General features: G+C 48.6%; 19 protein-coding genes. 10 read left to right on the top strand and 9 right to left on the bottom strand.

Features of this window, described 5'->3' with window-relative positions; all coding sequences use genetic code 11:
- Positions 1-3: 3 nt before the first annotated feature.
- The 3 genes from DWX62_RS19585 to DWX62_RS19570 all read left to right on the top strand — a co-directional run bounded on the left by DWX62_RS19585 (position 4) and on the right by DWX62_RS19570 (position 4,975).
- Positions 4-423, top strand: coding sequence for an ATPase (locus DWX62_RS19585; protein WP_005827396.1), 420 nt, complete (start codon positions 4-6; stop codon positions 421-423).
- A gap of 295 nt (positions 424-718) precedes the next feature.
- Positions 719-2,380 (top strand): glycogen/starch synthase, encoded by a 1,662-nt coding sequence (locus DWX62_RS19575; protein ID WP_005827398.1) that lies wholly within the window; start codon positions 719-721, stop codon positions 2,378-2,380.
- 30 nt (positions 2,381-2,410) lie between these two features.
- Positions 2,411-4,975, top strand: a complete 2,565-nt coding sequence (locus DWX62_RS19570) for a glycosyltransferase family 1 protein (protein WP_005827401.1) — start codon at positions 2,411-2,413, stop codon at positions 4,973-4,975.
- 124 nt (positions 4,976-5,099) lie between these two features.
- On the opposite strand, the gene fldA is transcribed toward DWX62_RS19570, so the two are convergent.
- Complete coding sequence (fldA, locus tag DWX62_RS19565) at positions 5,100-5,606, bottom strand: flavodoxin FldA (protein ID WP_120173108.1); 507 nt, start codon at positions 5,604-5,606, stop codon at positions 5,100-5,102.
- A 243-nt stretch (positions 5,607-5,849) separates the two neighbouring features.
- Between fldA and DWX62_RS19560 the strand changes: the two genes are divergently transcribed.
- Both DWX62_RS19560 and gpmA read left to right on the top strand, forming a co-directional pair.
- Positions 5,850-6,146, top strand: coding sequence for a hypothetical protein (locus DWX62_RS19560; RefSeq protein ID WP_005837364.1), 297 nt, complete (start codon positions 5,850-5,852; stop codon positions 6,144-6,146).
- A 36-nt stretch (positions 6,147-6,182) separates the two neighbouring features.
- Positions 6,183-6,929: a 2,3-diphosphoglycerate-dependent phosphoglycerate mutase gene (gene gpmA, locus DWX62_RS19555; protein ID WP_005827407.1), complete on the top strand. Its 747-nt coding sequence runs from the start codon at positions 6,183-6,185 to the stop codon at positions 6,927-6,929.
- Between the two features lie 28 nt (positions 6,930-6,957).
- Here the strand turns inward: gpmA and DWX62_RS19550 are convergent, their stop codons facing one another.
- Complete coding sequence (locus tag DWX62_RS19550) at positions 6,958-7,680, bottom strand: DUF6064 family protein (RefSeq protein ID WP_005837362.1); 723 nt, start codon at positions 7,678-7,680, stop codon at positions 6,958-6,960.
- Positions 7,681-7,792: 112 nt separating this feature from the next.
- Between DWX62_RS19550 and DWX62_RS19545 the strand changes: the two genes are divergently transcribed.
- Positions 7,793-9,139: a threonine/serine exporter family protein gene (locus DWX62_RS19545; protein ID WP_005827410.1), complete on the top strand. Its 1,347-nt coding sequence runs from the start codon at positions 7,793-7,795 to the stop codon at positions 9,137-9,139.
- A 164-nt stretch (positions 9,140-9,303) separates the two neighbouring features.
- Here DWX62_RS19545 and nrdG read toward each other — a convergent pair whose 3' ends face one another.
- On the bottom strand, positions 9,304-9,810 hold the full coding sequence (gene nrdG / locus DWX62_RS19540) for an anaerobic ribonucleoside-triphosphate reductase activating protein (RefSeq protein WP_005827412.1): 507 nt from the start codon (positions 9,808-9,810) through the stop codon (positions 9,304-9,306).
- Between the two features lie 137 nt (positions 9,811-9,947).
- Positions 9,948-12,155 (bottom strand): anaerobic ribonucleoside triphosphate reductase, encoded by a 2,208-nt coding sequence (locus DWX62_RS19535; RefSeq protein ID WP_098032254.1) that lies wholly within the window; start codon positions 12,153-12,155, stop codon positions 9,948-9,950.
- Between the two features lie 419 nt (positions 12,156-12,574).
- On the opposite strand from DWX62_RS19535, the gene DWX62_RS19530 reads away from it, so the two are divergent.
- Complete coding sequence (locus DWX62_RS19530; protein WP_005827419.1) at positions 12,575-13,546, top strand: hypothetical protein; 972 nt, start codon at positions 12,575-12,577, stop codon at positions 13,544-13,546.
- A 156-nt stretch (positions 13,547-13,702) separates the two neighbouring features.
- On the opposite strand, the gene DWX62_RS19525 is transcribed toward DWX62_RS19530, so the two are convergent.
- The 5 genes from DWX62_RS19525 to DWX62_RS19505 all read right to left on the bottom strand — a co-directional run bounded on the left by DWX62_RS19525 (position 13,703) and on the right by DWX62_RS19505 (position 19,817).
- The gene (locus DWX62_RS19525; RefSeq protein ID WP_120173107.1) at positions 13,703-14,800 is read right to left on the bottom strand and encodes a TlpA disulfide reductase family protein; all 1,098 of its coding nucleotides are present in this window, start codon (positions 14,798-14,800) and stop codon (positions 13,703-13,705) included.
- 123 nt (positions 14,801-14,923) lie between these two features.
- On the bottom strand, positions 14,924-15,472 hold the full coding sequence (locus DWX62_RS19520; protein ID WP_005837359.1) for a 30S ribosomal protein S16: 549 nt from the start codon (positions 15,470-15,472) through the stop codon (positions 14,924-14,926).
- Positions 15,473-15,648: 176 nt separating this feature from the next.
- Positions 15,649-16,959: a Na+/H+ antiporter NhaC family protein gene (locus DWX62_RS19515; RefSeq protein WP_057256455.1), complete on the bottom strand. Its 1,311-nt coding sequence runs from the start codon at positions 16,957-16,959 to the stop codon at positions 15,649-15,651.
- A gap of 176 nt (positions 16,960-17,135) precedes the next feature.
- Positions 17,136-18,647 carry an altronate dehydratase family protein gene (locus DWX62_RS19510; RefSeq protein ID WP_120173106.1) on the bottom strand — a complete coding sequence of 504 codons (1,512 nt, stop codon included), beginning with the start codon at positions 18,645-18,647 and terminating at the stop codon, positions 17,136-17,138.
- A 114-nt stretch (positions 18,648-18,761) separates the two neighbouring features.
- Positions 18,762-19,817: a LacI family DNA-binding transcriptional regulator gene (locus tag DWX62_RS19505; protein ID WP_008664333.1), complete on the bottom strand. Its 1,056-nt coding sequence runs from the start codon at positions 19,815-19,817 to the stop codon at positions 18,762-18,764.
- Positions 19,818-20,158: 341 nt separating this feature from the next.
- On the opposite strand from DWX62_RS19505, the gene DWX62_RS19500 reads away from it, so the two are divergent.
- The 3 genes from DWX62_RS19500 to DWX62_RS19490 all read left to right on the top strand — a co-directional run bounded on the left by DWX62_RS19500 (position 20,159) and on the right by DWX62_RS19490 (position 22,370).
- A complete protein-coding gene (locus DWX62_RS19500; protein ID WP_057256456.1) occupies positions 20,159-21,184 on the top strand; it encodes a sugar kinase in 1,026 nt (341 codons plus the stop codon).
- A gap of 45 nt (positions 21,185-21,229) precedes the next feature.
- A complete protein-coding gene (locus tag DWX62_RS19495) occupies positions 21,230-21,595 on the top strand; it encodes a four helix bundle protein (RefSeq protein WP_005827444.1) in 366 nt (121 codons plus the stop codon).
- A gap of 106 nt (positions 21,596-21,701) precedes the next feature.
- Complete coding sequence (locus tag DWX62_RS19490) at positions 21,702-22,370, top strand: bifunctional 4-hydroxy-2-oxoglutarate aldolase/2-dehydro-3-deoxy-phosphogluconate aldolase (RefSeq protein ID WP_005837350.1); 669 nt, start codon at positions 21,702-21,704, stop codon at positions 22,368-22,370.
- Positions 22,371-22,670: the final 300 nt, after the last annotated feature.

The raw sequence follows: 22,670 nt of genomic DNA, 5'->3' as shown, positions 1-22,670 counted from the left end.
ATTATGAATGAAATTTTAGGTTATCTCGGTCTGGGCCTGATGTTGGCCCTTGCAGGAATTGGCAGTTGCTTCGGTACAACTATCGCCGGTAGTGCGGCAGAAGGTGCGTTGAAGAAAGACCCTTCCAAGTCAGCAAGTTATATGATTTTGTCGGCCCTTCCGGCTACGCAGGGACTTTACGGCTTCGTGGCTTTCCTGATGTCCATGGGCAGGGATTTTGCTACGGACGGCCCTTTGATGCTGGGCATCGGACTGGGTGTGGGGCTGGTATGCCTGTTCTCCGCTATCCGTCAGGGACAGATTTGTGCTAGCGGTATTGTGGGTATTTCCCAGGGACACGACGTACAGACCAATACAATGATTTACGCCGCGCTTCCTGAATTCTACGCTATTTTGGCGCTGGTAGCTGCATTGATGGTATAATCCGGATTATAAGAAAATAAACCCCAGGGATTTACAATTGAAATCCCTGGGGTTTTTTGTTTAAATTCCTGGGGCTTCAACTGAAAACTCCAGGAATTCTTTTTTGAAACTTCGGGAATTTTAGACGAAAAATGCATGGATGGGCGAGCCAATGGGGCTTTTGTGGCTAAACTATGACATTCCGCAAACGATTGTTTATGCATATTTAATCAGTTTTTTCGATTAAAAGGCTATTTTTCAAAGAATAATACGTACTTTTGCAGCCGTAATTAAGATAAAGAGATTATAACATAATATGACTAAAGAACTACTTACCCCCGATTACATCTTCGAAGCGAGTTGGGAAGTGTGTAATAAAGTAGGCGGTATCTATACAGTTTTGTCTACAAGGGCAAATACTTTACAGACTAAATTTCGCGATAGATTATTCTTTATAGGGCCGGATTTCTGGCAGGGAAAAGAGAACCCTTTGTTCATTGAGTCTGATAACCTTTGTGCAGCGTGGAAAAAACATGCAGCGTTGAAAGACAATCTTTCCGTCCGCGTAGGTCGCTGGAACATTCCGGGAGAACCTATTGTTATATTGGTTGATTTCCAACCGTTCTTTGCAGAAAAAAATGAGATTTATACAGAAATGTGGAACCGCTATCAGGTGGATTCACTGCATGGATATGGTGATTATGACGAAGCATCCATGTTTGCTTTCGCTACCGGCAAGGTGATAGAGAGCTTCTATCGCTATAATTTGACGGAAACGGACAAAGTGGTGTTCCAGGCACACGAGTGGATGACCGGCATGGCCGCCCTCTATCTTCAGTCTGCCGTTCCCGAGATAGGGACTATCTTCACCACCCATGCCACGTCCATCGGCCGCTCCATAGCTGGCAACAACAAGCCGCTTTACGATTATCTTTTCGCCTACAACGGCGACCAGATGGCGGAGGAGCTGAACATGCAGTCCAAACATTCCATTGAAAAGCAGACGGCCCACTATGTGGACTGTTTCACCACTGTGAGCGAAATCACAAACAACGAATGCAGGGAATTGCTTGACAAGCCTGCGGATGTTGTGCTGATGAACGGTTTTGAAGATGATTTTGTACCGAAAGGCGCCACCTTTACCGGCAAGCGCAAACGTGCCCGTTCCACCATGCTGCGTGTGGCAAACTGCCTGCTGGGTGAGGACTTGGGCGACGATACGCTGATTATCGGTACCAGCGGACGCTATGAGTTCAAAAATAAGGGTATCGATGTGTTCCTGGAATCATTGAACCGGCTGAACCGCGATAAAGATTTAAAGAAGAAAGTATTGGCGTTTGTCAACGTGCCCAGCTGGGTGGGAGACCCCCGCGAGGACTTGCAGAAGCGCTTGAAGAGCAAAGATAAGTTCACCGAACCGTTGCAGTGTCCTTTCATCACCCACTGGCTGCACAATATGACGCACGACCAGGTGCTGGATATGCTGAAATACCTCGGTATGGGCAATCGTCCCGAAGATAAGGTGAAAGTAATTTTTGTACCTTGCTATCAGGATGGTCACGATGGCATCCTCAACAAGCATTATTATGACTTGATTTTAGGCGAGGACCTCAGTGTCTATCCGTCCTATTATGAACCGTGGGGATATACCCCGCTGGAGAGCGTGGCTTTCCGGGTGCCTACCATCACCACCGACCTTGCCGGTTTCGGACTTTGGGTGAACAGCCTGAAAAACCAGCATGGCATAAACGACGGAGTGGAAGTGCTGCACCGTTCGGACTATAACTATTCCGAAGTGGCAGACGGCATCAAGGACACCGTAGCCTTGTTCTCTACCAAGACGGAAGCCGAAATCAAGGAAATACGCAAGCGTGCAGGCCAGGTGGCAGAGCAGGCTTTGTGGAAGCACTTTATACAATATTATTACGAGGCTTACGACATTGCACTGCGCAATGCCATGAAGCGTCAACTAAAATAAAAGAATTATTAATCAATTAGTTATCATACAATGAAGATTAAAGTTAGTAATGTAAACACTCCTAACTGGAAAGATGTGAATGTGAAATCGCACATTCCCGCCGAACTGGAGAAACTGTCTGAACTGGCACATAACATCTGGTGGGCATGGAATTATGAAGCCACCGAACTGTTCAGAGACCTTGACCCTGCTCTCTGGAAAGAAGTGGGACAGAACCCCGTACTTCTGCTGGAACGTATGAGTTATGCTAAACTCGAGGCACTCGCAAATGACAAAGTTATTCTGCGCAGAATGGATGACGTATACTCCAAGTTCCGCACATACATGGATGTGAAGCCTGACAGCAAGCGCCCGTCCGTGGCTTATTTCAGTATGGAGTATGGTTTGAGCCATGTACTTAAGATATATTCCGGCGGTCTGGGTGTACTTGCCGGTGACTACCTGAAAGAAGCTTCCGATAGCAACGCCGACTTGTGTGCAATCGGTTTCCTGTACCGCTACGGTTACTTTACACAAACATTGTCTATGGACGGCCAGCAGATTGCCAATTACGAGGCACAGAACTTTGGCCAGTTGCCCATCGACCGTGTATTGGATGAGAAGGGCGAGCAGATGGTAGTGGATGTTCCTTATCTGGACTACTACGTGCATGCTTATGTGTGGAGAGTGAACGTTGGACGTATCTCTCTCTATCTGCTTGATACTGACAATGAAATGAACAGCGAGTTCGACCGTTCCATCACTCACCAGCTGTATGGCGGTGACTGGGAAAACCGCTTGAAGCAGGAAATCCTGCTCGGTATCGGTGGTATTCTGACGCTGAAGAAGCTGGGCATCAAGAAAGATATCTATCACTGCAACGAAGGACATGCTGCTTTAATCAACGTACAGCGCATCTGTGACTACGTGGCCGAAGGTCTGACTTACGACCAGGCTATCGAGCTGGTACGTGCTTCTTCTCTCTATACTGTACATACTCCGGTTCCTGCCGGTCACGACTACTTCGACGAAGGCCTTTTCGGCAAGTACATGGGCGGCTATCCTTCAAGAATGGGTATCAGCTGGGACGACCTGATGGACCTCGGACGTAACAATCCGGGCGACAAGGGTGAACGTTTCTGTATGTCTGTATTCGCTTGCAACACTTCTCAGGAGGTGAACGGTGTGAGCTGGCTGCACGGAAAGGTTTCCCAGGAGATGTTCGCTTCCATCTGGAAGGGTTACTTCCCCGAAGAAAGCCATGTGGGCTACGTTACCAACGGTGTACACTTCCCCACTTGGAGCGCTACGGAGTGGAAACATCTCTATGCTGCGCATTTTGATGAGAACTTCCTCTACGACCAGTCCAACCCCAAGATTTGGGAGGCTATCTATAACGTGTCCGACGAAGAAATCTGGAAGACGCGCATGGTGATGAAGAACAAACTGATTGACTATGTTCGCAAGCAATACCGTGAAACTTGGTTGAAGAACCAGGGTGACCCTTCACGCATCGTTTCCCTGCTGGACAAAATCAATCCGAACGCTCTGCTGATAGGTTTCGGACGCCGTTTCGCTACCTACAAGCGTGCACACTTGCTGTTCACCGACCTCGACCGTCTGGCCAAGATTGTGAACAACCCCGACTATCCGGTACAGTTCCTCTTTACCGGTAAGGCTCACCCGCACGATGGTGCCGGCCAGGGCTTGATTAAGAGAATCATCGAGATTTCCCGTCGTCCGGAGTTCCTGGGCAAGATTATCTTCCTGGAAAATTATGACATGCAGTTGGCACGTCGCCTCGTTTCAGGTGTGGATATCTGGCTGAACACTCCGACACGTCCGCTCGAAGCATCCGGTACTTCCGGCGAAAAGGCGTTGATGAACGGTGTTGTAAACTTCTCCGTACTCGACGGCTGGTGGTTGGAAGGCTATCGTGAAGGTGCCGGTTGGGCATTGACCGAAAAGCGTACTTACCAGAACCAGGAACATCAGGACCAGCTCGATGCCGCTACTATCTACAGCATTCTTGAGCAAGAAATTCTGCCGTTGTTCTATGCACGCAACAAGAAGGGATATTCTGAAGGTTGGGTGAAGACTATCAAGAACTCCATCGCACAGATTGCTCCCCACTATACAATGAAGCGTCAGCTGGATGACTATTACGACAAGTTCTACATCAAGGAGGCCAAACGTTTCAAGATGCTGGCTGCCGACGGTTGTGCCAAGGCTAAGGAAATAGCTGCTTGGAAGGAAGAAGTTGCCGAGAAGTGGGACAGCATTGAAGTGGTGTCTTGCGAAAAGACCGAAGACCTGGTGAAAGGCTCCATCGAGAGCGGTAAGGAATACACCATTACTTACGTTATCGACGAGAAGGGCTTGAACGATGCTATCGGTCTGGAACTGGTGACTACTTATACGGCTCAGGATGGCAAACAGCATGTTTACTCCGTAGAACCGTTCAATGTAGTGAAGAAAGAAGGTAACCTTTATACTTTCCAAGCTAAGCACAAGATGGAAAATGCGGGTAGCTTCAAGGTTTCTTACCGTATGTTCCCGAAGAATGCAGACCTGCCTCACCGTCAGGACTTCTGCTACGTTCGCTGGTTCGTATAAGAGCATAAAAAAGATAATGTGCCTGCGGATATGGCAGAACACATTATCTGTTCAGATAAAAGATATCATCTGCATGATGCAGGCAGACCATCCGTTTAAAGTAAACGGATGGTCTGTTTCTTTTCTAGAGCTTGCTTTTTATTTCGGCTGTCCAGGCGTCAATGCGTTCGGCGGTTTTGTTACTTTCGTTCACTTCGTCGAGGGGAAGTCCTACGAATGCACCGTCTACCACGGCGATGGAAGAGGAGAAGGAATACCCGTCCGTGCTGACTTTGTTGCCCAAGAAGGTACATCCGCTATCCTTCAGGTCCTCGTAGAGTACTCCGATGCCGTCGCAGAATGTGTCGCAGTAGGATTCGGAGTCACCGCAACCGAATAGGGCTACGAACTTCATGGAAAGGTCGGCGCTCTTCAGTACTTTTACACCGTCATACCAGTCGTCCTGCAGTTCGCCGTCTCCCCAAGTGGAGGTACCTAGAACCAGCACTTCATATTCCTTGATTTTATCGGCGGTCATCTTGTCAACACTATGTACGTCGGTGGAGGAAACTCCCAAATTTTCGGCTATCTGGTTAGCCAACTCTTCGCAGGTTCCGGTACTGGAACCATAAAAAACACCAGTCTTTTTCATTGTAAATAAAGTGATTAAATTGTTTGCTGCAAAGTAAAGGCTTTGCCGGAGAACGTGAAATACCTACATGTAGGGCTTTTAGTGTTGTGCCGCTCCCCATTTCGGGTTAGCTTGTGGCGTGGTTTATAGAGGTCGCGGCTACCTACTAATTGGGATGGCAGACTCTCTTTTTGATGAAAAGTAGGTATTGCCGGATTGTTAAAAATGAAGGACATTTGTACCGGTAATAATAGACAAGTGTTTATGGTTAGATTCGTACATTCCACTCATTCGCAATTCCATCCTTCCGTGGCTGGTAAGTGGCTGGTGTGGGGGACTTTGATGATGCTTCTTGCGGGGGTGGCTATCATTGTTTTTTCGGTATTCTCGCATGATGCACTCGATGCGTGCTGTAATTGCATAATCTGTACTTTCAACCGTGTCCCGAAGGAAGGGGAATATTTGTATAACCGCTACCTGCCGGTCATCAGCATGGTGTGGGTGGCGTTTCTGATACTTTTGGTATATGTGGTCCGCTATTGCATGAACAAGAGGAGGTAGCCGGGTGTTCTATAGGTAAAACTGAAAGGAGACTATATGAAAAAGATTGTTTTGCTTCGCCACGGCGAGAGTGCATGGAATAAGGAAAACCGCTTCACGGGGTGGACGGATGTTGATTTGACAGAGAAAGGCGTTGCTGAAGCTGTAAGGGCGGGTGAGCTGCTGGCAGAAAAGGGATTCCGCTTCAAGAAGGCGTATACTTCCTATCTGAAGCGTGCCGTGAAGACACTGGATTGTGTGCTGGACCGCCTCGACCAGGACTGGATTCCGGTGGAGAAATCGTGGAGGTTGAATGAGAAACACTACGGCCAGTTGCAAGGGCTGAACAAGGCAGAGACGGCTGCCAAGTACGGTGACGAGCAGGTGTTGGTATGGCGCCGGAGCTTTGATGTGGCTCCGCATGCATTGGCCGAGGATGACCCGCGTAATCCGCGTTTTGAGGACCGTTATCAAGAAGTGCCCGATGCCGAACTGCCCCGTACGGAGTCGTTGAAAGATACGATTGAGCGTATCATGCCTTACTGGAAATGTGTCATCTTCCCGAATCTGAAGACGGCCGACGAATTGCTGGTAGTGGCTCATGGCAATAGCCTGCGGGGTATTATCAAGCATCTGAAGCATATTTCGGACGATGAAATTGTGCATCTGAACCTGCCTACGGCGGTGCCCTACGTCTTTGAGTTTGACGATGAGCTGAACTTGACGAAAGACTATTTCTTGGGTGACCCCGAGGAGATAAAGAAATTGATGGAGGCTGTGGCCAATCAGGGAAAGAAGAAATGATTTTGGCGCGCGGAAGCGCGCTATTTCTTTATCCTCTCATCCCATGGAGCAGCGTCATGCTGAGCAGTACCCCGACCACTATACAGATGAGGATAAGGAACCAGTTCATGAGCCGTGCGCCCAGCTTGGTTTCCTTGTGCAAGTTCTGTTCAAAGTAGTTCTTGAAGAACAGATAGATGGCAGGCACAGTGGCGCTTGCCAGTAGCAGGTCTTCGGGAATCTTGTAGATGTAGACTTTGGAAAAGGCGATGAGCGCCCAGTGGCAAAGGAACAGAATGACGAGCAGGTTGACCCTGCGCGAGAAAGCCAGCAGCAGCCCGATGGTGAAAACTGCTACCGAGCAGGGCATCACGGTGGTGGTCATCATGGGAAATTCCATTCCGCGTGCCCACGAAAGGAGCGGGTAGAGGAAAGGCATTGCATAGAGTACCCCCACCAGTACCTTGTATTTCGGGTTGCGCTCGAACGGAGTGTAGCCGGTAAACAAATCCCATAGCCACAACACTGCAATCACTCCCCAGAAGATGGCGAGTATATGGTGGTGTCCGCGCGCTCCGCAATACATCATGTAGTACACGATGGATATCCACCCGTTCAGAAATACCATGTAGATTTTCATGGAGCGTTTTGCCCATAAGGTCGGTTTCCGGTAGAGTTGCGTGGTGAGCAGGATACCTGCTGCGGTGATGAGGAGCTGTGTCCACCAGGTGGCCTCGTTGTATTGTGCGATAGTATTCCAGAATATTTCCATTTGTGTCCATTAAAAAAACGGCTGCAAAGGTAGAGTTTTCTGCCGAAAGAATGAAATCGTTTTCTACATTTTGCCTATCTTTGTGCCTCCAAAAAAATAGGTAAAAAGATTCATGGATAAGACTTTGACTGAACAAGAGATTGCCCTGCTGCGCAGGAAACTCGATTTATTGCTTCGTACCGGACAGCTGCTGGTGGAGAGTGCGGCTGATACGAACCGTGTTGTTCGTAACCTGAACCGTGTTGCCGCCTATCTGGGGCTGCCGGAAGAAAAGCTCCACATCGACGTAAGTTATACCATGCTGGTGGTGAATGTGAGCGACGGCCTGCATTCGTTCTCCAAATTCCAGAAATGTGAAAAGCATGGCATCAACATGACTGCCATTTCCGAAATCAGCAAACTGTCCTGGCGGGCTATTGAGAATGACTATTCCCTCGACCAGTATGAGGAGGAACTGGAAAGAATCAAAAACAAGAAGCGGAACTATGTGCCATACGTTGTTGCCATCGGTGCCGGCTTTGCCTGCGGAGGTTTCTGCAAACTGTTCGGTGGTGACTGGATGGCGTTTCTGTTTACCTCTATCTGCGCTTTTGCCGGCTTCCGCGTCCGTGCCCGTTGCATGGAGTTCGGCATCAATCACTATATGAGTATTGCCATTGCCGCATTGATTTCTACCTGTCTGGCCTATGTGTCTTCGTTTGCCGGGCTCTCGGAAACTCCCTATCATCCGTTGTTGGCGTGTGCACTGTTCATCGTTCCGGGGGTGCCGCTGATAAACTTTGTGGATGATATGATTGACAATTATATCCAGGTGGGCATTGTGCGGGCTGTGAATACGGTGCTGATGGTCTGTGCAATGGCCTTCGGCATTGTAATAGCCATGCGCCTGCTGACGGTGGAGGATGTCGTGATTGACAAGAAGTTCAGCGAATTGAGTATGGTGCCTCATGACAGTTATCTGGTGTATGCCATTGCGGCGGCGATAGCTGCCATGGGATTTTCCATGATATTCAACATACAGCGGCGTTTGTTGTGGGTTGTTGCGGTGGGCGGCATCATTGCCGTTTGTACACGTAACTTTGTCAATTTCGAATTGGGTTACGGACCGGTGATAGGTTCGTTCATGGGCAGCATGGTTGTCAGCCTGATAGCCGTGAAGGCAGTGCATTGGTTCCATGTTCCCAATCACGTACTGACGATTCCTTCTGTCATCCCGATGATTCCGGGAGTGCTGATGTATCGTGCACTTTTTGGGCTTATCAATATGCACGGTGTGGTAGGCGAGGTGACGGCGGTTGTTTCCAACGGCATCACGGCTTCACTGATTATTCTCTGCATAGCGCTGGGAGTGGCGGTGCCCAATATCTTTGCCCGCCGGTATATTGCCAAGGATAGGCAGCGCTTTCTTCAGGAGGAGCTGCAGAAGCGCAGGGAAAGAGGGAAATTTATAGAATGGTGATATAGGTGGAGGGTGTCAAAAAACTCTTAACACTTTCTTTTAGGCGCGGATTACGCGGATTTCACGGATTTTGTTTATTGAATCCGTGTTATTCCGTGTAATTTGCGCCTGATATTATAACATTATAAAAGTGCTCATATATTTTTGAAAACTTTTCTTCTTTTTTAAATGCCCTTTTTCGGATTATAGTGGTAAATGACGGTTTCGCCTTTTTGCAGGGATGTTTGTACGTCAATCAGACGCTGGTTGCGGCTTCCCCGGAAATAGAGTTCCTCATCCCTCAGTTCTTTCTTGAATTTGCCGTCCACCAGTACGTCGATGTACTTCAGCAGTTGGGCTTGGCGCGGGTTGCGCAGTAGCTTTTCGAAAGTATAGCCCGTATAGCACCAGATGTTTTTCCGGCTCCGCTCCTTGATGGCATGTGCCAGTTGGGTGAATCCTTCCGGCTGGAACATCGGGTCTCCACCACTGAAGGTGACGTCTGCAAAGTTGTCGGCAAGGACTTTTTCCAGAATCTCTTCCGTACTCATCCAGTGCCCGCGGTTGATGTCCCACGACTCCGGATTGTGGCAACCGGGACAACCGTTGGGGCATCCGGCAGCATAAATGGCAGTCCGGAAGCCCGGACCGTCTACTGTGGTATCTTCTAAAATGTCGAGAATAGAAAGCATGAGTAGGGAATTAAAAATTAGAAATTAAACATCGCAGGTAGGAAGCTGAACATTAATCATTAAAAATTAAACGTCAACCATTAAAAATGAAGCTCCGCTTTGCACTGCGCAGCCCTTTAATTTTTAATTTTCAATTTTTAATTATGAACGACCCTGTCGTTCAACTCTGCCAGCTTGGCATTGTTCCAGCGGTCGGTTGTCCCCACCAGGTAGCCGGTGATGCGTTGCAGCTTGTCGATATGCTTGCTGCCGCACTTCGGGCATTCTTCCAGGTTTGGGGTGGAGTTTTCGTGGCCGCACTCCAGACAGCGGTTACGGTTGTGGTTTACCGAACCGTAGCCGATGTTGTATTGGTCCATCATGTCCACTACACGCATAATGACTTCCGGATTGTGGGTGGCGTCACCGTCTATCTCCACATAGAAGATGTGTCCGCCGCGGGTCAGCTCATGATAAGGAGCCTCCACTTCCGCTTTGTGGCGGGCGCTGCATTTGTAGTATACGGGCACGTGGTTGGAGTTGGTGTAGTAGTCACGGTCCGTAATGCCCGGCAGCGTGCCGAACTTCTTACGGTCGATGCGGGTGAACTTGCCCGACAGCCCTTCGGCAGGAGTGGCAAGCACGCTGTAGTTGTGCTGGTATTGCTCCGAGAACTGGTTGGCACGGTCGCGCATATAGGTCACGATTTTCAGTCCCAGCTCCTGGGCTTCGCCAGATTCGCCGTGATGTTTTCCGAGCAATGCCACGAGACATTCTGCCAATCCGATGAAACCGATTCCCAGTGTTCCCTGGTTGATGACGGAAGCAATCGTATCGTTCGGTTTCAGCTTCTCGCTGCCTATCCACAAGGCAGACATCAGTAGCGGGAACTGCTTGGCGAAGGCGGTCTTTTGAAACTCCATGCGCTCGTGCAGCTGGCGTGCGGTCACTTCGAGCATACTATCCAACTTGGCAAAGAACCGGGCGATGCGCTGTTCCTTGTCTTCGATGTTCATGCACTCAATGCCCAGACGGACGATGTTGATGGTAGAGAAAGAGATGTTGCCGCGTCCGATGGAGGTCTTCGGTCCGAAACGGTTTTCGAATACACGGGTGCGGCATCCCATGGTGGCAACTTCATGCTGGTAGCGTTTCGGGTCATCGGCTTTCCAGTCCTCGCTTTGGTTGAAGGTGGCGTCCAGGTTCAGGAAGTTCGGGAAGAAACGCCGTGCCGTCACCTTGCAGGCCAGTTGGTAGAGGTCGTAGTTGCGGTCTTCAGGCAGGTAGCTCACACCCCGTTTCTTTTTCCATATCTGGATGGGGAAGATGGCGGTTTCTCCGTTTCCTACCCCTTGATAGGTGCTTTTCAGCAGCTCGCGGATGATGCAGCGCCCCTCGGCAGAGGTGTCTGTGCCGTAGTTGATGGAGCTGAACACCACTTGGTTGCCGCCGCGTGAGTGGATGGTGTTCATGTTATGGATAAACGCCTCCATGGACTGGTGCACGCGCGATACGGTCTTGTTGACAGCATGCTGCACGATGCGGTCCTCGTCCGTCAGTCCGTCCAACGGCTGCAGCAGATAGTCGGCCAGTTCCTTCTGATAGAGATGGGAATAGTCTTTTCCATTCAGTTCTTCCAGGTTCTTGACTTCCTCGATGAAGCTGTTGCGCACGTAGGGGGCAAGGTAGAAATCGAATGCAGGGATGGCTTGTCCGCCGTGCATCTCGTTCTGGGCTGTTTCCAGCGAGATGCATCCCAGGATACTGGCAGTCTCGATGCGTTTGGCCGGGCGCGATTCGCCGTGTCCGGCAGAGAAGCCGTATTTCAGAATATGGTCCAGCGGATGTTGCACGCATGTCAGGCTCTTGGTGGGATAATAATCCTTGTCATGGATGTGCAGATAGTTCTGGGTGACGGCATCCAGCACTTCTTCACTCAGCAGATAGTCGTCCACAAAAGGCTTGGTGGTTTCGCTGGCAAACTTCATCATCATGCCCGCCGGGGTATCGGCATTCATGTTGGCATTTTCGCGTGTGATGTCGTTGGACTTGATGTTGATAATTTCCAGGAACATGTCGCGCGTCTTTGCCTTGCGGGCAATGCTTCGCTGGTTGCGGTAGGCGATGTATTTCTGGGCAACGTCCTTGCGGCTGCTCTTCATCAGCTCCACTTCCACCAAATCCTGGATGGCTTCCACCGTCATCTGCGAATCTCCCTTGAAAGAGATGCGGTCCGTAATCTGGTGTATCAGTTGCAGGTCTTCCCCCTTGTCTGTATGCAACATGGCTTTGCGGATGGCCGTTGCTATTTTTTCTTCGTTGAATCCGACGACGCGCCCGTCGCGCTTGAGTACTGTCTGTATCATAACCTTTTATGCTTAAATGTGACTGTCTTTTTTAGTTTAATTGCGGAAACAAAGATATTATAGTTATTGATAGATTTTGCTTTTTGGAAAACTTTTTGTGATTTAAAAAGTGTTAATCTATTGATTGTTAATGATGTAATTGTTTAAAGTGGAAAACTTCTAATGAAAAATAACTTTTAAAGTTATTCATTACTGATTATTATTGCATGCATAAACATCATCTGATTTCGAAGTGTCAAATGAAGATAAATCTTTTGGGCAGATTGTGAATCTTCGATTTTTTTAGTTATATTTGCAACGAATTGGTTTATTTAAGGTTTTTAGTCCTTGATAATACTTCTTGTTGCCATTCGATTGTATTGCTTTGCTGCTCATGGTATTGGGGCAAAAGTATCATTATTATAATAATCAAAGAAAGGATGAACATGGCAAATGTATTTCCTCCGTTTAAAATTGATATAGCTGGGGCTTTTTGTGTACCTCGTGCATTGAAGGATGTCCGCGAGCAATATCAGAACGGGCAGGTGAGCCGGCAGATATTGCAGGCTGTTGAAGATGCGGAAGTGCGCAGTCTGGTGGAACGGCTGGAGCTGGGAGGCATGAAGGTTGTTTCCGATGGTGGTTTCCGAAGTCGCGATTTTTTGGAAAGCTGGGAGGGTATTTGTTCCAAAGACGGCCGGCCTTTCTCCGAAGGCTCTCCTTTGGAGATTACAGGACGGCTCAGTTTGCTACGGCATCCTATTCTGGAAGAATTCGCATTTCTTGATTCCATTGTGGACGGAGGGGTGATGAAAAAACAGCATATCCCTTCGCCGGCAGAGGTTATGACCCAGATTATTCAACGTGTGGAGCGGACTCAGATAGAAACCGTTTACTCCGACATCCGGCTTTTGACGGATGATATTGCTTCCTGCTACAAATTTTTGCTTACCAAACTTTATGATGCAGGCTGCCGCTACGTCCAGTTCGACGGGGTACATTCGGTGATAATGGAAGATACCATCCGGCTCAACAACCGAGTTTTGCGTGAGCGTCCTGCAGGGATGTATGTTGCATTCCATGCACCGACGGACATGCTGGTGCAACTGCATGGGGCCGATGCTTATTTCCTGAATTACGACTGTGGCGCGTGCGACCGTAACCGTCTGCTCTGGTTCATACACGAGAAGGAAGCGGTGTTCGGTTTCGTGCTGTCCCATTATCCTCAGGAAGACGAATTGGATGAATTGCAGGCAAAAACCGAAAGTGTATTGAACTATATTCCTTTGAAACGTTTCACTTTATGTCTGCCGGATGCCAATGCGCTTCTTTCGCCTTCGGAGGCCGATGAGGAGAAACAGTGGGAAACCGTAAGGTTGGGGATGGAAATGGCTGCGCGTATCTTCTCTTGAAAAACGCCGCATTCCATCATTCCGAATGCCACACTTCAGCAAGGGAAATGCCACACTTCACAGAGGCAAATGCCATTGATTGGGCCTCGTGAAGTGTGGCATTTCGATTGACGGAGTGTGGCACTCCTCTTTTAGTCTCCGGTGTGTCCGGTTTTATTATTTGACAGCTTCGGCTATCTTTTCCTGAAGCTCGTCACCGTGCAGTCCGCGTGCAAGGATAGTTCCTTCACCGTCAATCAACACAGTGTGGGGGATGCTGCTTACGGCATAAAGCTGTGCGCCTTCGCAGTTCCAGTATTTCAGGTCGGACATTTGCGGCCAAGTGATGTTCAGCTTCTTGATGGCTTCTTTCCATGCGTCGGCACTCTGGTCCAGAGATACGCCTACAATCTCGAAGTTCTTGTTCTTGTATTTGGCGTAAGCTTCCACCAGGTTGGGCATTTCGCGACGGCAGGGACCGCACCAGCTTGCCCAGAAGTCAACGAGGACAACTTTGCCCTTGCCTACGTAGTCGGACAGTTTTACGTTTTTTCCTTCCGGCGTCTGCATCTCGAAGTCTGTAAACTTCTGGCCTACGGCAGTGGCTTTCATCTTCTCAACGTTGCTTTTTATCTTGACGATGGCTTCGTCGTTGTCGTAAGCAGCAGGGATTTGGGGCATCAGCGGGTCGAGGTCTGCCACATCCATGTAGTAGTAGTTCTGCTTCAGCAGGAGTACACCCACCGGGTTGGTGATGTTCTTGTTGATGCCGGCTTTGATGGCGGATATCATGCTGTTTTCCAGATTTTCCATCTCTTTGCCTTTAGCCTCGCGTTGTTCGTCGGTCAGTGTGGTGTCCGACATGGATTCGTAGATGCTCATCATTTGTTTGTTCAGACCGTTGATTTGGGCTCTGATTTCCTGGTAGGCATCATTGTTGGCAGTACCGGTGGCAGAGTTGTTTTCCTGCGACAAGTTGATTTTAATCTTGCCGTTTTCCAGGAAGAAGTCGATGGCTGCGCCGTCTTTTCCTTCGGCTTTGTAGGAGATGTAGCGGTTGACAGCAGTATCTTGTGTACCCTTGAAGGTAAATGTTCCATCTTTGATGACAGCAGAGTCCAATTTTACGAATTGGCGTCCTTCCACGGTTTCCAGATATACGGTGTCGCCGTCGGCTGCACCCTCTACAGTTCCGGTTACGGTGTAACCGTTGTTTCCACTGTTACAAGCTGTAAATACAGCGGCTACAGCGAGCAGATAAGTAAACTTTTTCATTGTTTGTTTTTTTAATGAATGATTATAGCTGCAAATATAGTAATAAAAAATCCCCTCCGATATGAACCGGAGAGGATTTTTATAGTTTTAATCCCATTTTTAGCGATAACGCTGTGCTTACTATTATTCGGCAGCAGCTTCTTCAGCAGCAGGGGCTTCTTCGGCAGGAGCCTCTTCGGCCGGTGCTTCGGCAGCGGCTTTTGCAGCAGCTTCAGCAGCTTTCTTTTCAGCCAGTGCTTTTGCTTTTTCTTCGTTTATCTTCTTTTCAGCTTCCAGACGTGCTTTTGCTTCAGCTTTCTTAGCTTCGTCTTCCTTAGCCTTCAGAGCAGCCAAACCGCTTTGTTTGTTGTTCTTCCAGGCTTCGAACTTAGCATCAGCTTCAGCTTCGCCGAATGCGCCTTTCGCTACACCGCCCAGCAAGTGCTTCTTCATGTAAACACCTTCGCGAGAGAGGATGTTACGAACTGTGTCAGTAGGTTGTGCACCCTTCAACACCCAGTCAAGTGCGCGGTCGAACTTCAAATCTACTGTGGCAGGATTGGTGTTAGGATTGTAAGTACCAATCTTCTCAATAAATTTACCATCACGTGGTGCTCTTACGTCTGCAATAACGATAGAGTAGAAAGCGTAGCTTTTACGTCCATGTCTTTGCAATCTGATTTTTGTTGCCATTTAATTAAAATGTTTTTAGTTAATGATTTGAATTATGCTACTATCTCGTAATAGCGAGTGCAAAGGTAAGAAAAGATTTTGAGTTTTGAGTTATGAGTTATGAGTTATTTGTTGGCACGAGGGGTGTTTTTTTTTAAATGTTCACACAACGTCACCCATAACTCATCACTTGTCACTCATCCTTCTCCCGAGTATTTCCTGGGGTATCTCAGCAGAATGGCGAGTATGGCGCATGTTCCCATGCAGAAGGGGTAATACAGGTTTCCGATGATGCTGATGGGTGAAATGCCGGCAAGTCCGGAGGCTATCAGCATTTGCGCTCCGTAGGGGATGATTCCTTGCACGAGGCATGAGAAGGTGTCCAGTATGCTGGCTGTTTTCCGGCGGTCCAGGTGGAAGCGGAGGGCGATGTCCTTGGCTATGGGGCCGGTGGTGATGATGGCAATGGTGTTGTTGGCGGTACAGAGATTGGCGATGCTGACCAGGGCAGCGATGCTGAATTCGGCTCCCCGCTTGCCGCTGACGTGGCGGGTCAGCCGGGAGATGATGAAGTCGATGCCGCCGTTGTAGCGGATGGTTTCGAGCATGCCTCCGGCCAGCAGGGTGATGATGATGAGCTCGCCCATGCCGGTGATGCCCGTTCCCATGGCTCCGAACCAGTCGAAGAAGGCGGTGCCGGTATAGATACCGATAATTCCAGTAGAGAGGATGCCCAGCAGCAGTACCAGCATGACATTGACGCCTGCTACGGCCGTACCCAGTACGATGAGGTAGGGGATTACTTTTATCCACTCGATGGTCTGTACTTGTGGTGGGGCAGAGACGGACAGTCCTTGAAAGATATAGATGCCCAGTATGATAAGTGCTGCCGGTACCACAATCATAAAGTTGACGCGGAACTTGTCCCTCATCACGCAGTCCTGCGTCTTGGTCGATGCAATGGTGGTGTCGGATATGAAGGAAAGATTGTCTCCGAAGAACGAGCCTCCCACCACGATGGCAACCATGTAGGGCAGGTCGATGCCCGTCTTTTCCGCCAGCCCCACGGCTACAGGAGTCAGTGCGACGATAGTTCCTACGCTTGTTCCTATCGAGAGGGAGATGAAGCAGGCGGCAATGAAGATGCCCGCCAGCAGCAGGTTGTCCGGTAGTATATGCAGGGTCAGATTTACGGTTGCATCAATGGCGCCCATCTGCTTGGCGCTTTGGGCGAATGCTCCTGCAAGGATGAATATCCATACCATCAGCATGATGTTCTTGTTGCTGGCGCCTACGGAAAACTGATAGATGCGCTGTTCCAGATTCAGGCCGCGCGTGATGGCGATGGCATAGCAGGACGAGGCGAGGAAGGCTACCGTGATGGGGACTTTATAGAAGTCGTTCACCAGGAGCGAGGTCACCAGATAGAGGCAAAGGAACACCGCCAACGGGCTGAGTGCCCACCAGCCGCCTTTGGTTTTAGGGGTTGTATCGGTTGTTGCTGACATAGTTGTATTGTTTGGTTGAGATTAATGTTTCACCACAGATTTCTATCTTTCAATCAATTCCATGTTAATCGGTATTATCTGTGGTGAAATCAATTCCGCCGCAAAGGTAACAAAAACAAAGGGCGGCACAAAATGGTTTTGTCCCGCCCTCCATCTATCAGCCCTTAATTTTCAATTTACAAAGTTACTCCGGTCTTGAAGATGGCTATTTCCTTGTAGCCTTTCTTTTCGTTGTTCACGAATTCACCGCTTGCTACTTTGATGATATACTCGATGAAGCGTTCGCAGGTTTTCTTCATCGGTTCATTCTCGACGATAACTCCGGCGTTGAAGTCTATCCAGCCCGGCTTGTTCTTTGCCAAAGTGGAGTTGGTGGAAATCTTCATGGTCGGCACATAGGTTCCGAAGGGCGTTCCGCGTCCTGTGGTGAACAGCACCATGTGGCATCCGCAAGAGGCAAGGGCAGTGGCGGCTACAAGGTCGTTTCCCGGAGCAGACAGCAGGTTCAGTCCCTTTACTTTCAGGCGTTCGCCATACGGAAGTACCCCTTCCACGTAGCTTGTGCCGCATTTCTGTGTGCATCCCAAGGCTTTGTCCTCCAATGTCGAGATGCCTCCCACCTTATTTCCCGGAGACGGATTTTCGCCTACCGGTTCACCGTGGGAGAGGAAATATTCCTTGAAGTCATTAATCAGCTTCACCGTGTCCTCAAACAGCTCTTTGGTGCGGCAGCGGTTCATCAGGATAGTTTCTGCACCGAACATTTCCGGCACTTCCGTCAGTACGCTGGTGCCGCCTTGTGCTACCAGGAAGTCGGAGAACATGCCCAGTAGCGGATTGGCGGTGATGCCGGAGAAACCGTCCGAACCGCCACACTTCAGGCCTACACGCAGTTCGCTTAAGGGAATATCCTCGCGCTGGTCCTGGATGGCTTTGGCATAGAGCTCGCGCAGCAGTTCCATTCCTTCTTCGTATTCATCGCCCACTTTCTGGGTCACCATAAACTTTACGCGCTCCTGGTCATAGTCTCCCAGGAACTCGCGGAACACATCCGGCTGGTTATTCTCGCAACCCAGGCCTACCACGAGTACGGCTCCCGCATTGGGATGCAACACCATGTCGCGGAGGATTTTCTTTGTATTCTCGTGGTCGTCGCCCAACTGGGAGCAGCCGTAATTATGGGGATAAGCCATGATGGCATCCACGCCCTTTCCGCCCGTTTCGCGGCGCAGGCCTTCGGCAAGCTGGTTGATGATTCCGTTCACACAGCCCACTGTCGGAATAATCCATATCTCGTTGCGCACACCTACGTCGCCGTTCTTGCGTTTGTATCCTCTAAAGGTCAGGTTTGGCGCACCAGTATTGAGGTTTAGAGTTGTAGTATTGAGGTCTACGTTGACAGGGTTGTATGTGTATTCCAGCAACCCGGACAAGTTGGTCTTGATATTGTTTTCATTCATCCAATCCCCCTGCTTCTGCGCTTTCCGGGCGTGGCCGATGGGGTATCCGTATTTAATGACGTTTTCGCCTTCCGCAAAATCTTTCAGTGCAAATTTGTGTCCGGCAGAAACATCCTCATTCAAGGTGATTTCCTTTCCGTCCACCGTGAGTTTTTCACCGGCCGGGAGTGTTGTGATAGCCACTGCAACATTGTCGGCAGGGTTGATTTTCAGGTACTTTGCCTCCATCTTTTAAATTTCCCATTTACCATTTACAATGTACAATTTGGCTGCGCTGCATTAGTATTAGTCCCCTTCCGCATGGCCGAATTGTACATTGTAGATGGTGCATTGTACATGTAACTATTTATTGTAATAAAACTCTATATTCTCCTTCGTCAGCAAGTCAATGGGCATGAAGTTTTCCCTTGTGACTTCCTTCTTCAGAATCAGGTGTTCGCACAAGGCCTTGATGCCGTCGAATCCTTGCAGGGTGGGCTGCTGTGCTATGAGGAAGAAGATGCTTCCTTGTTTCAGGCAGTCTACGTTGCGTTGCAGCAGGTCATAGCCCATCAGGTTGAAGTTTTTTTTCTGCTTCTTCAGCAGGTATTCCCCGATGATGTATGCTTTGGAGTTGAAGGTGATTCCGTTCTTTACGGTAGGATGCTCTTGGAAAAACTCGTCCAGCATCAGTGTGTCCTCGCTGTCGCGCTTGGCATGCAGGTCCAGTTCCCAGATGCGGCAGGCGGGATGATGCTCCTGCATGTATTCGCGGAAACCTATTTCGCGGCGTTCCTGCTGGTTCGACCCAACGATGCCTTCGTTTATCTTGCGGAAGATGACGATTTCCTGCGCGTCTTCTCCGGCAAGCAGCATCAGCATGCGGGCGGCAAAATATCCGCTCTGGTGCGAGTTCTGCCCGTAGAAGGATAGGGCGGGCTCTTCCTTTATATTGGAGTCTATATATATATAAGGTATATTATGTTGCGTCAACTCATCCGTAAAGGGCTTGGTGTATTGTGGAACGGTGGGGGCAAACATCACTCCGTCCGGCTCCAGTGACAGAATCTGTCCGGAGGCTTCCGCAAAAGAATGATAGTCATACGGATCATAGTAGGAGAGGTGCACGGCGACGTTGAAGTCAGAGTAAGTCTCTACGGCGTTGTGTATGCCTGTCTCCACGTCTGTCCAGTATTCGCCTTTCTCGTGCAGTGGCAGCAGGCAGGCAAATGTATACTTTTTGTTCGAAGCCAGTGCACTGGCATACATATTGGGCTGGTAATCCAGTTGTTTCAGGATTTCTTCCACCCGCTTCCGGCTGGACTCGGACACACCGCTACGCCCGTGAATCACACGGTCGACGGTTCCCACGGATACATCGGCCATCTTGGCGATATCCTTTATTCTGACTCTTTCCATCTGTATATTTACGATTTAACGATTTACGATGTACGATTGATGTTGCTTTGGCTACGATTCTACAATGTAATCTCAATTGTCTAATCGTAAATCGTCCCATCGTACATCTTCTTGTGCTCGCACACAATTATAATCTTAATATCTTCGATACAAATATATGATAATTTTTTGTATTTCAAAAATTGTTGTATCTTTGTGCCCGTACACGAAGACTATGAAGAACGAATATTATTTTGATTTACTCTCCATAGTTTCAGGTATTTAGGTTCTGTTTATACCTCGAAATGATAAATTGAAAGGAAACAAATTAATTTCATATTAAAATAAAACATAGAAAGATTATGGGAAAGAAAGTAGTTACATTAGGTGAAATCATGCTGAGGCTGTCTACTCCGGGAAACACCCGTTTTGTGCAGTCCGACTCTTTTGATGTGGTATATGGCGGCGGCGAGGCCAACGTGGCTGTCAGCTGTGCCAACTACGGACATGATGCTTATTTTGTAACCAAGTTGCCGAAACATGAAATAGGCCAGTCGGCTGTCAACGTATTGCGCAAGTATGGCGTAAAAACAGATTTCATTGCGCGTGGTGGTGACCGTGTAGGTATCTACTATCTTGAGACCGGTGCTTCCATGCGTCCCAGTAAGGTAATCTATGACCGTGCACACTCTGCCATTGCCGAGGCAGATGCGGCAGACTTTGATTTCGATGCCATCATGGAAGGTGCAGACTGGTTCCACTGGTCAGGTATCACTCCCGCCATCTCCGACAAGGCCGCCGAGTTGACCCGCCTGGCTTGCGAGGCTGCCAAACGTCACGGCGTTACGGTGTCGGTAGACCTCAATTTCCGTAAAAAACTCTGGACCAAAGAAAAAGCCCAGTCCATCATGAAGCCTTTGATGCAGTATGTGGATGTCTGCATCGGCAATGAAGAGGATGCTGAACTCTGTCTGGGCTTCAAGCCCGATGCAGACGTGGAAGGCGGCAAGACGGACGCTGAAGGCTACAAGGGAATCTTCAAGGCGATGGCGAAGGAATTCGGCTTCAAATACGTAATCTCTACATTGCGCGAGTCTTTCTCCGCTACCCACAACGGCTGGAAAGCAATGATTTACAACGGCGAGGAATTCTACGAGTCAAAGCGTTACGACATCAATCCTATCGTCGACCGCGTAGGTGGCGGCGACTCTTTCTCAGGTGGTATCATCCACGGCCTGCTGACAAAACCCAACCAGGGTGCCGCCCTCGAATTTGCAGTAGCCGCTTCCGCCTTGAAGCACACTATCAACGGTGACTTCAACCTTGTTTCCACAGAAGAGGTAGAAGCGCTGGCAGGAGGGGATGCAAGCGGACGAGTGCAGAGATAAGTTCATTTACAATTTATCATTTACAATGTACAATTTGTGCTGCTGATGAATCGAGATGATATGAAAAACCGCTTGAAGATGTTTGCGGTACGAATAATAAGGCTGGTAGACAAGTTGCCTAATACATCAGCAGGTAGAGCTATTGGCAACCAGATTGTCCGTTCCGGTACTTCTCCCGGTGCCAATTATCGGGCAGCTTGTGTTGGAAAATCAGACAAGGATTTCTTAAACAAATTAAAAATGGTAGAGGAAGAACTTGATGAAACGGCCTATTGGTTGGAGCTTATAATGGAATTGGAACTTGTTAAACCTGATTTGTTGCAGGATTTGTATCTTGAAAACAAGGAGCTTTTGAAGATTGTAGTAAAATCTATACTCACTATGCGTGATAAAGTAAATGGTAAAGTATAATATATAGAGGTAAGTATAATATATTAAGTAATATGACAATTAAGCATTGTACAAGTAGTCCGCATGGTAAATTGTACATTGTACATTGTAAATAGTAAATAAAAAGATGAGTAAATTTGATAAAATCTCAGTATTGAATAAGATTGGTTCTACTGGAATGGTGCCTGTCTTTTATCATAAGGATGCAGAAGTTGCAAAGAAAGTTGTAAAAGCTTGTTACGATGGAGGTGTTCGTGCGTTCGAATTCACGAACCGTGGTGACTTTGCCCACGAGGTGTTTGCGGAAGTTGTGAAGTTTGCGGCAAAAGAGTGCCCGGAGATGGCTATGGGTGTAGGTTCCATCGTTGACCCTGCTACTGCGGCGCTGTATTTGCAGTTGGGTGCATGTTTCGTTGTAGGCCCGTTGTTCAACCCGGAGATTGCTAAGATTTGTAACCGTCGCCTGGTAGCCTATACTCCGGGATGCGGAAGCGTTTCAGAAGTGGGCTTCGCGCAAGAAGTAGGTTGCGACCTCTGCAAGATATTCCCGGGCGACGTGCTTGGTGCCAAACTCGTGAAAGGTCTGCTGGCTCCGATGCCCTGGTCCAAGCTGATGGTGACCGGTGGGGTGGAGCCGACTCAGGAAAACCTGACCTCCTGGATTAAGGCGGGTGTGTTCTGCGTAGGTATGGGTTCCAAACTCTTCCCGAAGGATAAGGTCGCTGCCGAAGACTGGACTTACGTTACAGAAAAATGTAAAGAAGCTTTGGGGTATATTGCCGAAGCAAGAAAATAAATAAGAAATTCATTTTGTTTAAAGGTGTTTAAAGGGGACAGCTATCGAAGCGTTTCGGCGCTTCGGTGGCTTGTTTTTTACTGGAAAGTATACTCCCGATGAACAACAAACTGTTTATAAGTGTAAACTACACCCTTAAACTCTAAAACAATGTTATAAAACATGCGAAAAATGTGCCGGTATTTTGCGTGCGCGGAGAAAACACTTACCTTTGCAGTGCAGTTGGGAAACTGCATTTGGATTTGATAAATAATAAAAACAGTTTTCAATAAAGGATATTAGTTGTTAGGTAAAAGGATT

Origin of the sequence: Bacteroides sp. AF20-13LB (genome assembly GCF_003603065.1) — a bacterium.
Lineage (GTDB): Bacteria > Bacteroidota > Bacteroidia > Bacteroidales > Bacteroidaceae > Bacteroides > Bacteroides uniformis.
Note: the sequence above shows the minus strand (reverse complement) of the source record. Positions and strands in the feature narration are given on the sequence as shown.

What these genes read in the sequence shown, in the direction of transcription:
- DWX62_RS19585 (WP_005827396.1), top strand. Translation starts at nt 4, where the DNA reads ATGAATGAAATTTTAGGTTATCTCGGTCTGGGCCTGATGTTGGCCCTT.
- DWX62_RS19575 (WP_005827398.1), top strand. Translation starts at nt 719, where the DNA reads ATGACTAAAGAACTACTTACCCCCGATTACATCTTCGAAGCGAGTTGG.
- DWX62_RS19570 (WP_005827401.1), top strand. Translation starts at nt 2,411, where the DNA reads ATGAAGATTAAAGTTAGTAATGTAAACACTCCTAACTGGAAAGATGTG.
- fldA (WP_120173108.1), bottom strand. Translation starts at nt 5,606, where the DNA reads ATGAAAAAGACTGGTGTTTTTTATGGTTCCAGTACCGGAACCTGCGAA.
- DWX62_RS19560 (WP_005837364.1), top strand. Translation starts at nt 5,850, where the DNA reads ATGGTTAGATTCGTACATTCCACTCATTCGCAATTCCATCCTTCCGTG.
- gpmA (WP_005827407.1), top strand. Translation starts at nt 6,183, where the DNA reads ATGAAAAAGATTGTTTTGCTTCGCCACGGCGAGAGTGCATGGAATAAG.
- DWX62_RS19550 (WP_005837362.1), bottom strand. Translation starts at nt 7,680, where the DNA reads ATGGAAATATTCTGGAATACTATCGCACAATACAACGAGGCCACCTGG.
- DWX62_RS19545 (WP_005827410.1), top strand. Translation starts at nt 7,793, where the DNA reads ATGGATAAGACTTTGACTGAACAAGAGATTGCCCTGCTGCGCAGGAAA.
- nrdG (WP_005827412.1), bottom strand. Translation starts at nt 9,810, where the DNA reads ATGCTTTCTATTCTCGACATTTTAGAAGATACCACAGTAGACGGTCCG.
- DWX62_RS19535 (WP_098032254.1), bottom strand. Translation starts at nt 12,155, where the DNA reads ATGATACAGACAGTACTCAAGCGCGACGGGCGCGTCGTCGGATTCAAC.
- DWX62_RS19530 (WP_005827419.1), top strand. Translation starts at nt 12,575, where the DNA reads ATGAACATGGCAAATGTATTTCCTCCGTTTAAAATTGATATAGCTGGG.
- DWX62_RS19525 (WP_120173107.1), bottom strand. Translation starts at nt 14,800, where the DNA reads ATGAAAAAGTTTACTTATCTGCTCGCTGTAGCCGCTGTATTTACAGCT.
- DWX62_RS19520 (WP_005837359.1), bottom strand. Translation starts at nt 15,472, where the DNA reads ATGGCAACAAAAATCAGATTGCAAAGACATGGACGTAAAAGCTACGCT.
- DWX62_RS19515 (WP_057256455.1), bottom strand. Translation starts at nt 16,959, where the DNA reads ATGTCAGCAACAACCGATACAACCCCTAAAACCAAAGGCGGCTGGTGG.
- DWX62_RS19510 (WP_120173106.1), bottom strand. Translation starts at nt 18,647, where the DNA reads ATGGAGGCAAAGTACCTGAAAATCAACCCTGCCGACAATGTTGCAGTG.
- DWX62_RS19505 (WP_008664333.1), bottom strand. Translation starts at nt 19,817, where the DNA reads ATGGAAAGAGTCAGAATAAAGGATATCGCCAAGATGGCCGATGTATCC.
- DWX62_RS19500 (WP_057256456.1), top strand. Translation starts at nt 20,159, where the DNA reads ATGGGAAAGAAAGTAGTTACATTAGGTGAAATCATGCTGAGGCTGTCT.
- DWX62_RS19495 (WP_005827444.1), top strand. Translation starts at nt 21,230, where the DNA reads ATGAATCGAGATGATATGAAAAACCGCTTGAAGATGTTTGCGGTACGA.
- DWX62_RS19490 (WP_005837350.1), top strand. Translation starts at nt 21,702, where the DNA reads ATGAGTAAATTTGATAAAATCTCAGTATTGAATAAGATTGGTTCTACT.